The sequence below is a fragment of the Enterobacter sp. 03-F-07-AD-ECC genome (assembly GCF_047530935.1).
Taxonomy (GTDB): domain Bacteria; phylum Pseudomonadota; class Gammaproteobacteria; order Enterobacterales; family Enterobacteriaceae; genus Enterobacter; species Enterobacter cloacae.
In genome coordinates this window covers 16,495-28,505 of sequence record NZ_JBLKBZ010000022.1, presented here as the reverse complement: position 1 = coordinate 28,505, position 12,011 = coordinate 16,495, and the positions used below count along the sequence as shown (strand labels likewise).

Sequence of the window (12,011 nt, the reverse complement as noted above, 5' to 3'; positions counted from 1 at the left end):
TTACTCTTTCGCCAGAGGCGTGGTAACTACCTCGACTTTTGTCTCTCCCTGAATCCCCGCAATTTTCTGTTCAACCTCTTTCACCTGTTCCTTGCTGTGAAGCAGGGTATAGGTCAGGTCGAACTGCGTGCTGGCGCCAGGTTGTAACTGCTTAACGCGTTTCTGCTCGCGTTCGATGGTGACGGGATAGGCGTAGCTGGTTCCCGGCTCAATACCCGTGACATAGCCCTGTTTGAGCGTATCGGTATTTTTCCATAAGGTCAGGACAGGCAACTGCCGCGTGTCGAACTGAATTGACGCACCTTTGTCTCCCGCTTTATTGACCACTGCCGCCAGGGTTTCATGATTATTATCCGCGAGCGGTTTGATATTGAAGACCATTTCATCAAAGCCCTGAGTGGGGCCAGCGTAGGTTTGCCAGTTATCCAGACCCGCTTTGGCATAGTCATTGAAAGGACCAATGCTGGCGGCCGGCGCAAGGAAGCGGGCACCTTCTTCGAGGATTGGCGTACCAAAGTTGCTGTGATAGATAATCTGATAATCATGAGGATAATCAGCATGGTTAGTCAGAACATCATGCAGGCTGAACTGGTTGCTGCCCGGTACGTAACGCAGTTCGGTCATCGTCTGCAGATCTGCTTTTTTAAACGTGCTCTCTTTGATTAATCCGCGAATGCGAATTTCATGCGGTGCGGCATCAGCAACATCGACTTCCACCTGCGACGCAGGCGTATTTCCCGCCTTGCCGTGCAGGGTATAAATCTGCCCGTCAGCCGTGACCGGGTGGCCTGTCCATTCATAGCCGCAACGAACCATCATTTCGTTGAAACCTTCCAGCCAGCCAAGTCCGTTTCGACTTTCCAGATTGATATAGGCCGGATTCACCACCTCTTTGACAGGAGAATCCCACCCCATTCGGGTACCAAAGCCTTCGACATGCAGCAGATTCATCCCACGCGTCGGGCTGAGGGTAATTGTCAGACCATTTTTGCTGCTGATAACGATTACCTTGCTGCCTTCCTGCTTGCCACCATGCAGGACTTTTTGCTCGATGCTGAAAGGCTGTCCCTGAAACTTCAGCTCATCGCTGGAAATTTTCCAGTTTCCTTTATCCACGCCGCTTTCAGCGCTTGTCAGCACCCAGGTTTTAGCGGCGGCATGTCCAGATATCAGTACCGCAAGGACCGTAAAAGCCAGTTTAATCTTCATATTTAATCCCTTTTGCTGAAACGATTTTTTATCACGTAAGCAAATCTAATGTTTAGGCGAGAAGGGAAATGTGACGGGCTTCACTGGCGGAGAAATTGCGGTTTTTAAACCTTTATTATGTGTTAGCGATCTCGTTATGGTGAGAATGGATCGTTTTTATTTCATGATATATGTGATTTTAGAACGTTTTTGCTTTAACGATTCAGCTATTGAGGCAATAAAAAACCCCGCATCGGCGAGGTTTGGAACGCAAGGTCTATTCTTAAATAAACCTTTTATTTCATTACATTGCTAAGCTTTATAAAATGCCTGTAAATAATCAGTCTTTCAGTGATTCCAGCGCAGCGGTGTAGTCAGGTTCGGTGGTGATTTCGTTGACCAGTTCGCTGAACACGACGTTATCGTTTTCATCGATTACCAGCACGGCACGCGCCGCCAGGCCTTTCAGTGGGCCTTCAGCAATGCCAACGCCGTATTTTTCCAGGAAATCCGGGCTGCGCAGAGTTGAAAGGGTAATGACGTTGCTCAGACCTTCAGCACCGCAGAAACGGGACTGCGCGAATGGCAGGTCTGCTGAAACGCACAGCACCACGGTGTTGTCCATTTCAGTGGCCAGCTGGTTGAATTTGCGCACGGATGCGGCACAGACGCCGGTATCAATGCTTGGGAAAATGTTCAGTACTTTGCGTTTGCCAGCAAACTGGCTCAGTGTGACGTCAGACAGATCTTTAGCCACCAGAGTAAAAGCCTGCGCTTTGCTGCCAGCCTGAGGAATGGAACCTGCTACAGCAACCGGGTTGCCCTGGAAATGAACGAGTTGTGACATAGATATCTTCCTGTTTACATATAGTTAACGTCGAGGCTAGTGTATGCCATCAGCGGATAACACGGCAAACCAATTTTTTCGCCTTACCGGGCTGCAAGGAGTCAGTGATGAGAAGCGTTAAGGTCTATGAAGAAGCCTGGCCATTGCATACCCCGTTTGTGATCTCCCGTGGCAGCCGAAGTGAAGCCTGCGTGGTGGTGGTCGAAATAGAAGAAGAAGGGGTTAAAGGGGTTGGTGAATGCACGCCTTATCCTCGCTACGGAGAAAGCCTTGCCTCGGTGATGGCGCAAATTATGACCCTGGTACCTGACCTGCAAACCGGGTTGACGCGTGAGGCGTTACAGCAGCGTTTACCTGCCGGGGCGGCCCGTAATGCAGTTGACTGTGCGCTGTGGAGTCTTGAGGCGGCGAGGCAGCAGATATCCTTACCGTCGCTGGTTGGCGTGACGCTTCCGGAGAAAGTGGTTACCGCGCAAACGGTGGTGATTGGCGAGCCGGAGCAGATGGCTGCCAGCGCAAAAGCGCTCTTTGAGGCTGGTGCCACGCTGCTTAAGGTGAAACTCGACGATCGCTTGATCAGTGAACGCATGGTCGCTATTCGCGCGGCGGTGCCGGACGCCACGCTGATTGTCGACGCCAACGAGTCATGGCACCCGGAAGGGCTGGCCGCGCGCTGCCAGCTGCTGGCCGATCTGGGTGTGGCTATGCTGGAGCAACCGCTTCCCGTACAGGATGATGCGGCATTGAAGAACTTTATCCACCCGCTGCCGATCTGCGCCGATGAAAGCTGCCATACCCGCGAGAGTCTCGACGGTTTAGCGGGCTGCTATGAGATGGTGAATATCAAACTCGATAAAACCGGTGGGCTGACCGAGGCGCTGGCGCTGGCGTCGCAGGCACAGGCGAAGGGGTTTGCGTTGATGCTGGGATGCATGCTCTGTACTTCCCGGGCGATTAATGCGGCGCTACCGCTGGTGAATCAGGTCCGGTTTGCCGATCTCGATGGCCCGACCTGGCTGGCGGTTGACGTTTCGCCTGCGCTCACCTTCACCAGCGGAGTGCTTCATCTCTGAGGCTGCCAGCGCAGAAGATCTACCATCGGTTTCAGGTATTTTTCGCTGGCTTCGTCGGAAGATATCGGGGGGAATTCAGCGGTGATGCAGTGCAAGTCCAGATCGGCGCACCAGCTACCAAATGACCCCGGTGTTTCATAGCCGACGCTGCTGACCAGAGGCAGAGCAAAGGCATCGGCAAGCCACTGCCCCAGCGCGGAGTGACGGGGATCTTCAATACAGGCCAGCGGATCGTGAAATGAGACAACCCACGCGGGGTGGATCTTGTGGATTAACTGGCAGAGCGCCTGTGTTTCTGGCTCTGAGCCGGGTTTTTCTCCCGTCAGTAACACCACGTCACGCTCTTCAGCCGAGCTGTTCCAGCGGTAGACCGTTTCACCGGCACGCCAGTTGGCCGCCGGGAAGTTGCGGTTTAAGTCTATCCCTCTCGCATTCGCCCGCAGCCCAAGCTGACAGCCATCCGGGTTGACGGTCAGGATCACATGATGCCGGCGTAGTGTCGGTGCAAGGGTGCGTAACGCGCAGGAGAGGGTGACGATCGAGGAGTTCTCATCGCCGTGCGTTCCCGCAATAATCAGGCCGCTATGGCGATCGGCATCCGGTGCGGGAAACCAGATTAGCGGTGCACCTAAGAAAGACTGGCCATAATGTTCGGTGCCTGGCGGGAAAGCGCCACGTTCCGTTCTTGGTCGGGTAACTGCCATAGGAAATCCTGATAAAGAAGTGCTTACTCGCAGTGTTGTGCAAAAACCACGTTTAATCAAATAGTTTCATCGAAGGACGAAGATTGCCAGATATCACCTTTCCGGCTTAAGGTATTTGCATTTCGCCGTTTCGAAACAAATAATTACGCATTCGCGTATTACCGATTTCTAAAGGGGATCTCATGAAGCATCCTGTTTCGCTGCTTTTTTCTGCACTGTGCCTTTGCGGGCTATCGTCATTTTCTTACGCTGCTGATGTGCCAAAGGGGACGGTGCTGGCGCAAAAACAGGAACTGGTCAGACACATCAAAGACGAACCCGCGTCACTGGACCCGGCCAAGGCCGTGGGGCTACCCGAGATTCAGGTGATTCGCGATCTGTTTGAAGGCCTGGTTAATCAGAATGAGAAAGGGGAGTTGATGCCGGGCGTGGCGACGCGCTGGCAGAGTAACGATAACCGCATCTGGACATTTACCCTGCGCGATGATGCAAAATGGTCTGACGGCACGCCGGTCACGGCGCAGGATTTTGTCTACAGCTGGCAGCGTCTGGTTGACCCGAAAACCACCTCGCCGTTTGCCTGGTTTGCTGCTCTGGCAGGAATCAACAACGCTCAGGCGATTATTGATGGCAAAGCCGCGCCCGATACGCTGGGGGTAACGGCGGTGGATGCCAGAACGTTACGCGTTCAGCTCGATAAACCGCTGCCGTGGTTCAGCAACCTGACGGCAAACTTCGCATTCTATCCGGTTCAGAAAGCGAACGTCGAAAGCGGTAAAGAGTGGACGCGTCCGGGCTCCCTGGTGGGCAATGGTGCCTATGTGCTGAAAGATCGTGTGGTGAATGAGAAGCTGGTCGTTGTGCCGAATACCCACTACTGGGATAACGCGAAAACTGTTCTCCAAAAAGTGACGTTTATTCCGATCAATCAGGAGTCTTCCGCCACCAAACGCTACCTGGCAGGTGATATTGATATCACCGAGTCGTTCCCGAAAAACCTTTATCAGAAATTGCTCAAGGATATTCCTGGACAGGTATACACGCCACCGCAGCTGGGAACGTATTACTATGCATTTAACACGCAAAAGGGGCCGACCGCCGATTCCCGCGTGCGTCTGGCGCTGAGTATGACCATCGATCGCCGGATTATGGCGGAGAAAGTGTTAGGTACGGGAGAAAAACCAGCCTGGCATTTCACGCCTGATGTGACGGCAGGTTTCACGCCAGAGACATCACCGTTTGAGCAGATGTCGCAGCAGGAGCTAAACGCGCAGGCCAAAACCTTGCTGCAGGCGGCGGGGTATGGTCCTCAGCGTCCACTGAAGCTGACCCTGTTGTATAACACTTCAGAGAATCATCAGAAAATCGCAATTGCGGTGGCTTCGATGTGGAAGAAGAACCTGGGGGTAGACGTCAAACTGCAAAACCAGGAGTGGAAAACCTATATCGATAGCCGAAACACAGGGAATTTTGATGTGATCCGCGCGTCTTGGGTCGGGGACTACAACGAGCCATCGACCTTCCTGTCGCTGCTGACATCAACCCACAGCGGCAATATCTCCCGCTTTAACGACCCGGCATACGATAAGATCATCAATCAGGCGACGCTTGAAACCACCGCGGAAGCCCGTAATGCGGATTACAATCGTGCGGAGAAGATCCTCACGGAAAAAGCGCCAATTGCGCCGATCTACCAGTACACCAACGGACGTCTGATTAAACCCTGGGTGAAGGGATATCCGATCAATAACCCTGAAGACGTGGCGTATAGCCGTACGATGTATATTGTGAAGCACTGAAAACGCGAGTCCGCTAATTTATTTCCCCTCCTGATACTGCGCTGGCCCGATATCACGTGCCAGCGCTTTTCTGTTCATTTTAGATCTTGAAGACGGCGCTGCATTGATACTGTGTTTTACAGAGCTGGGTGTTGCTCTGTTTTTTTAATTAAGAGAAATATTCATATTTTGAATATATTGCATTTCGTTAAAAAAACTGTCCATTATTGGACTTTTTAATGGGTTTCGCGTCTTGCGGCAGCGTGTAAACATTGATGCGGGTCATATTATTAGGTGGCGCTGTAGATATTTTCTCTTGTATTGATTTAAATCAATAACGTTGCTTTGTTTGGATATGGATCTTCATTTTTTCACAGAAATAGCCACTAATGCTGACTATTTTCGGAGTTGTGGTTGATATTTCTTTATGAAAAGGCATGCTGCAAAACCATATTTTATTTCTATAGAGTAAAATTCTTAAGGAATGTCTTAATTTGGCCTTTGATTCCAGGTAGTTGATCTATTGTAGCGTTTTGTTCTAATATCGATTTATTCAGAAACGTCGTTAACTTCAACAAACATTCCTTAAGGAAAGGGACTGCTATGGCTGATACGTTCCAGAACGAAGTGCCTAAGGCACGCATTAATTTAAAACTTGCATTGCATACCGGAGGGGCACAGAAGAAAGTTGAGTTACCCCTTAAATTACTCACTGTCGGTGATTTCAGTAACGGTAAAGAGAGCCGACCATTATCTGAAAGAAAGAAAATCAACGTCAACAAAAATAACCTCAACAGTGTACTTTCGGAATTTAACCCGGAGGTCAACATGACGGTTTCGAATACGCTGGCGGGTGAGCGTACGGAAGAGAATGTGACGCTGCGCTTTTCAGATATGAAAGATTTTGAACCCGAACAGGTGGCCCGACAAATTCCCCAGCTTCGTGCCATGCTGGCGATGCGTAATTTATTACGTGACCTCAAGTCCAATCTGCTGGATAACGCCACTTTCAGAAAAGAGCTCGAGAAAATTCTTAAGGACCCGGCGCTGTCTCAGGAATTACGTAACGAAATGAGTGCCCTGGCCCCGAAATAAAACGGGCGCGTCTTTTAATGGATTAAACGAGAGAATGCTGATGTCTGTTAATACTGAAAATGGCTCCGCGCAGGGGCAGACCACTGTGCTGGAAAAAGAGAGCGTCTACGCCTCCCTGTTCGACAAAATCAACCTGACCCCGGCCACAAGCCTGGGCGATATCAATGCGTTTCTGGACGATGCCGCACTGTCTGATGCTCCGGCAGGTGAGCGCCTGACCGCGGCAATGCAGGTATTTATGGACTGCATCCGCAAATCCGGCCAGCCTGTTGAAAAACTCGATAAAACCCTGATTGACCACCATATTGCAGAGCTGGATTTCCAAATCAGCCGCCAGCTGGATGCGGTGATGCATCATGCAGAATTCCAGAAAGTGGAATCCCTGTGGCGCGGCCTGAAGCAGCTGGTGGACAACACCGACTACCGCCAGAACGTGAAAACGGAAATTCTGGATGTGTCAAAAGAGGATCTGCGCCAGGACTTCGAAGATGCGCCGGAACTTATCCAGAGCGGCCTGTACTGGCACACCTATACCGCTGAATACGACACCCCGGGCGGCGAGCCGATTGGCTCGGTTATTTCAGCGTACGAATTTGACGCAAGTCCGCAGGACGTGGCGCTGTTGCGCAATATCTCGAAAGTCTCTGCCGCCGCGCATATGCCGTTTATCGGTGCCGTCGGGCCGAAATTCTTCCTCAAGGAATCGATGGAAGAGGTGGCCGCGATTAAGGACATCGGTAATTACTTCGACCGTGCCGAATACATCAAATGGAAATCCTTCCGCGACACCGACGATGCCCGTTATATCGGCCTGGTGATGCCGCGCGTGCTGGGGCGTCTGCCTTACGGTCCGGACACGGTGCCGGTTCGCAGTTTCAACTACGTTGAGCAGGTGAAAGGTCCGGACCACGAAAAATACCTGTGGACAAGCGCATCTTTCTCTTTCGCCTCCAACATGGTGAAGAGCTTCATCAATAACGGCTGGTGCGTGCAAATTCGTGGCCCGCAGGCAGGTGGGGCCGTGAAAGACCTGCCGATCCACCTGTACGATCTGGGTACCGGCAACCAGGTGAAGATCCCGTCAGAGGTGATGATCCCGGAAACCCGCGAGTTTGAATTCGCTAACCTGGGCTTTATACCGCTGTCGTACTACAAGAACCGTGATTACGCCTGCTTCTTCTCGGCGAACTCGGCGCAGAAACCGGCGCTGTACGACACCGCCGACGCCACTGCCAACAGCCGCATCAATGCCCGTCTGCCGTATATCTTCCTGCTGTCGCGTATCGCGCACTACCTGAAGCTGATTCAGCGCGAAAATATCGGTACGACGAAAGATCGCCGTCTGCTGGAGCTGGAACTCAATACATGGGTACGCAGTCTTGTGACCGAAATGACCGATCCGGGCGACGAACTGCAGGCCTCACACCCGCTGCGCGACGCGAAGGTGGTGGTGGAAGATATTGAGGACAACCCGGGCTTCTTCCGCGTGAAGCTGTTCGCGGTGCCGCACTTCCAGGTGGAAGGCATGGACGTGAACCTGTCGCTGGTGAGCCAGATGCCGAAGGCGAAAGCGTAAGTTAAGGCAGGAAGCCAATGAAAACGGAACAACCGTTATGGGGCAGGGGCCAGATGGTCTCTCCCCAGCACTTCCAGCAACAGGCCGCGTATGCGGCCTGGTCTGCGGAATGCATCGCCCGGTTAGGTCTCTCCCAGCCCTGGGGAGTGATTGATGCCACTTTCGAACCGGATGCACTGAAACTGGGCCGCCTGCAGGCTCGTCATCTGCACATTCGTTTCCCTGACGGGACGCTTATCGACACTGATAATGCTGACGATCTGCCACCGGTGCTGGCGCTTGAGAGTGGATCACAGGATGCGGTGGTGGTGCTGGCCCTCCCGCTGCTGCGGGCGAATGGCGGCAACTGTCTTACACCCGATGCGGTGGCCGAACGCCCTGTTCGCTATCGCCAGCGCTGGCGGGATATCCGCAACGCTTTTGGGGACGATACCCGCCAGATTGCGGTGATGAAACCTGAGTTGACGCTGCGGTTTGCCTGTCAGGACAACAGCGATTATCTGACCTGCCCGGTTGCCCGCCTGCTGCAGGATTCGCAGGGGGCATGGTTACTGGATGAGACGTTTCTTCCGCCACTGCTGGCTCTGCAGGGCAGCCGCTGGCTGATGACCCAGCTGGAACAGCTGATGAGCCAGCTACGTGTACGCCTGAGTCGGCTGATGGCCATGCGCCGGGAAAGTAATGAGCGGATGGCCGATTTTGCCGTGGCGGATGTGTCCCTGTTTTGGCTGCTCAATGCCCTTAACAGCGCAGAACCCGTGCTCGGACAGTTTCAGCGCCACCCGCAAAGCCCGCCGGAGCGTCTGTATCCGGAACTGGCACGCCTGGCGGGCAGTCTGCTGACTTTCTCGCTGGAGCATCAGGTGAGTGCGATCCCGGTCTGGCAGCATGAGCAACAGAATAACGTATTCCCGCCGCTGTTTGATTTACTGGGCGACCTGCTGGAAGCCAGCCTGCCGTCGCGGGTGGTAGCGATTGAGCTTGAGCATGATGCCCGGCTTCACTTCTGGCAGGCCCGTCTGCATGACCCACGTCTGCGTGAAGGGGCTGATTACTACCTCTCGGTGCGTTCAACGGTACCGGTGGCACAACTGCAGGAGCAGTTCCCGCGCCAGTGCAAGGTCGGCAGCCCCGATCATGTCAGAAGTATCGTCAATTCATCGCGGGTCGGCGTGCCTCTGACGCCGCTGCGCCATGTACCGGCAGCCATTCCGTTACGTCTGGAAAATCAGTATTTCAGTCTTGATGTCTCTCATCCTCAGGCCACTGAAATGCTTCAGGGTGGGACCTGCATGTTTTACGTTCCGGGCATGCTCGGCGAGCCTGAACTTGAACTCTTTGCGGTGCTGAGAACATGAGTGAGCGTAAACGCGGCACTGCCGCGGCCATTGATATTGATGCCCTGCTGCAGGACACCTGGCTTCAGGTGATCAGCCTGCGTCACGGTCCGACGTTTCAGGAGGGCGAAGGGCGCACGCTGTGGGAGCGCTGTATTGCTGATGTCGAACGTGTGCAGCGTGAGCTGAAAGCGAGCGAACTCGATGAAGCCAGCTGTCAGCATATTCTTACCGCACAGTGCGCCCTGCTCGATGAGGCGGTGAAAGGTCGTGGTGTGGAAGATGACGCCTGTGTGCAGTGGTATGACATTCCCCTGCAGGGGCACTTCCTCGGCACTATGGACGCCGGCGACACGCTGTGCGATCGGATGCGCGATGTGCTGCGTGAACCGGCGCCTGACCACGCTGTCGTGACCTGCTTCCAGCGGGTCATGATGCTGGGTTTTCTCGGCAGTTACCGATCATTGAATGACCCGGAGCGCCAGAAACTTGTCAATGCACTCAGTGAATATGTCACGCCGTTCAGCTATCCACAGTCCCACCCCGTACTGGCGGAAAGTCATACCGGGCGGGGAATCATGGGCGGCTGGCTGGCGTCATGGCCCGTACGTATTGGTCTGAGCGTGATTGTGGTCGCTGCACTCTGGTGGGGACTGGATCGCTGGCTGGACCAGTTGCTGCTAACCCTTTTACCGGGGGCCGTGAAATGAGTCCTGCACAACAGCGCGGGCTGGCGTTGTGGGCCGTCCTGCTAAGTGCCGTGGTCTGCCTGAGTTTTCTGCCGGTATCCAGGTGGGTTTCTGTGCTCATTCTGCTGGTGGTACTGGGGGTTATCCTGGCGTTCTGGACAGTCGCCAGTCGCCGTGAACAGCATGATGTCACCCTGCGCCTGGAGGACCTGCCTGACGCCACTTACCGTCAGCCCGTAGTGCTGGTTTGTGGCGATCTGCCTCTGGCCTGGCCACATTCGTCACCGGTACTCACTGTCACGCAGGGATGCTGGATCCGCGTGGAGGATCATCATGATCTGGCGCAGGTCGCCCGTCAGATACTGTGGTTACGTCCTGACTGGGGACGTCAGCTGTCGGTGATGGTCAGCGTCTGCCCGCAGCAGCACCCTGACAGCGAAGCCCTGACCAGTCGACTGCTGACCCTGCGCTGGCACATCAGTCAGCTGCGTAAAGCAACCGATCACTCTGTGCCGCTGGTGCTGAATGGTCAGGTCGGCAGCGCGATGACGAATGACATGTTCTGGCAGGCGGTTTTCCCGGGAGAAGGGGTGAGGGTCTGGCGTGAATCTTCAGCCCCGGGGTCTGTTGCTGAATGGGTTACCTCCGGCGGAACGCCTGCGCTGCAGCAACAGGTGCTGATGAATAGTCTGATGAACTGGTTCCGTCAGCATGTCCAGGCCGTCTTTATGGATGAGAACCCCGATGTGCCGGTCATTGCACCTGTTGCGGTGCTGTGGGGAATGGGGCCGATCCTGGCCGGAAGCCTGGCCACATCGGCCTGGACGACGTGGCTTTCCCGTCACACCGCGATGCAGCAGGTGTCTGGCTGGCAGCCGGTGGGAACGGACAGTACGGTCATCTCCCTGTTCCCGGATTTTATTCTGCCATTACTGCCGGAAGGGCGGGGCCTGACACCGCGTGAGCGAACCTGGCGTTGTGCGCTCGGGATTTTCACGCTGGCGGCCATTGCTGCACTGCTCAGCAGTGGCTGGAACAACCGCCAGCTGCTGCAACGCGTGAGCTTCGATATTGTCCATTATAACAGCATCGCCATGGATGATTACGGTCCGAAAGCCAGCGCCGTACAGGTGCTGCGCGAGGATGCGGCGCTGCTGGATGAGCATGCACGCAATGGTGTACCGGCCCGGCTGGGCCAGGGGCTTTATCGGGGAGTACGTCTGCGAATACCGGTGCTGGAAGCGATCCGTTCGTATGTACCACCACCTCCTCCAACGAAGCCTGTAGAAAAGGTCGCGCCGAAAATCATCCGCCTCGACAGCATGTCGCTGTTCGACACCGGCAAATGGGCGCTGAAACCCGGCACCACGAAGCTGCTGGTGAATTCGCTGGTGGGAATTAAGGCGAAGCCCGGCTGGCTGATTGTGATAGCGGGTCATACCGACAGCACGGGCGATGACCCGTCCAACCAGGTGCTGTCGCTTAAGCGTGCGGAGTCTGTGCGCGACTGGATGCGCGACACCGGCGACGTGCCGGAGAGCTGCTTTGCGGTGCAGGGCTACGGCGAAAGCCGTCCTGTTGCCACCAACGACACGGCGGAAGGCCGGGCGCTGAACCGCCGTGTCGAAATCAGTCTGGTGCCGCAGGCGAATGCCTGTCAGCTGCCGGGCAATACCCCCGCGCCATCGCAGGATGATGGCGTCTCAAAAAATGAAATGGAGTAA

10 protein-coding genes are annotated in these 12,011 nt (G+C 54.6%); 7 read left to right on the top strand and 3 right to left on the bottom strand.

From position 1 onward, the window contains the following. Together ACMWKA_RS21470 and tpx are read right to left on the bottom strand one after the other, a co-directional pair. On the bottom strand, positions 1-1,209 hold the full coding sequence (locus tag ACMWKA_RS21470) for an aldose 1-epimerase family protein (RefSeq protein WP_150056685.1): 1,209 nt from the start codon (positions 1,207-1,209) through the stop codon (positions 1-3). A 319-nt stretch (positions 1,210-1,528) separates the two neighbouring features. Next, positions 1,529-2,035 (bottom strand): thiol peroxidase, encoded by a 507-nt coding sequence (gene tpx / locus ACMWKA_RS21465; protein ID WP_250181657.1) that lies wholly within the window; start codon positions 2,033-2,035, stop codon positions 1,529-1,531. Between the two features lie 107 nt (positions 2,036-2,142). Here tpx and ycjG point away from each other — a divergent pair, with 107 nt between their 5' ends. Then, a complete protein-coding gene (gene ycjG, locus ACMWKA_RS21460; RefSeq protein ID WP_414760597.1) occupies positions 2,143-3,108 on the top strand; it encodes an L-Ala-D/L-Glu epimerase in 966 nt (321 codons plus the stop codon). Here ycjG and mpaA read toward each other — a convergent pair. Beyond that, positions 3,099-3,812 carry a murein tripeptide amidase MpaA gene (gene mpaA, locus ACMWKA_RS21455; RefSeq protein ID WP_100168871.1) on the bottom strand — a complete coding sequence of 238 codons (714 nt, stop codon included), beginning with the start codon at positions 3,810-3,812 and terminating at the stop codon, positions 3,099-3,101. The two genes, ycjG and mpaA, sit on opposite strands and share 10 nt — an antisense overlap. A gap of 182 nt (positions 3,813-3,994) precedes the next feature. Here mpaA and ACMWKA_RS21450 point away from each other — a divergent pair, with 182 nt between their 5' ends. From ACMWKA_RS21450 to ACMWKA_RS21425, 6 genes are all read left to right on the top strand, one after another. Next, positions 3,995-5,611, top strand: a complete 1,617-nt coding sequence (locus ACMWKA_RS21450; RefSeq protein ID WP_335279013.1) for a peptide ABC transporter substrate-binding protein — start codon at positions 3,995-3,997, stop codon at positions 5,609-5,611. Between the two features lie 582 nt (positions 5,612-6,193). Next, positions 6,194-6,685, top strand: a complete 492-nt coding sequence (tssB, locus tag ACMWKA_RS21445) for a type VI secretion system contractile sheath small subunit (RefSeq protein WP_414760596.1) — start codon at positions 6,194-6,196, stop codon at positions 6,683-6,685. Between the two features lie 40 nt (positions 6,686-6,725). Next, entirely contained in the window at positions 6,726-8,261 is a 1,536-nt protein-coding gene (tssC, locus tag ACMWKA_RS21440) for a type VI secretion system contractile sheath large subunit (RefSeq protein ID WP_045903418.1), read from the top strand. A gap of 17 nt (positions 8,262-8,278) precedes the next feature. After that, positions 8,279-9,619, top strand: a complete 1,341-nt coding sequence (gene tssK / locus ACMWKA_RS21435; protein WP_414760595.1) for a type VI secretion system baseplate subunit TssK — start codon at positions 8,279-8,281, stop codon at positions 9,617-9,619. Next, positions 9,616-10,308, top strand: a complete 693-nt coding sequence (gene tssL / locus ACMWKA_RS21430; protein ID WP_129318172.1) for a type VI secretion system protein TssL, short form — start codon at positions 9,616-9,618, stop codon at positions 10,306-10,308. Before tssK ends, tssL begins: the two co-directional genes overlap by 4 nt. Next, positions 10,305-12,011: an OmpA family protein gene (locus ACMWKA_RS21425; RefSeq protein WP_250181656.1), complete on the top strand. Its 1,707-nt coding sequence runs from the start codon at positions 10,305-10,307 to the stop codon at positions 12,009-12,011. Before tssL ends, ACMWKA_RS21425 begins: the two co-directional genes overlap by 4 nt.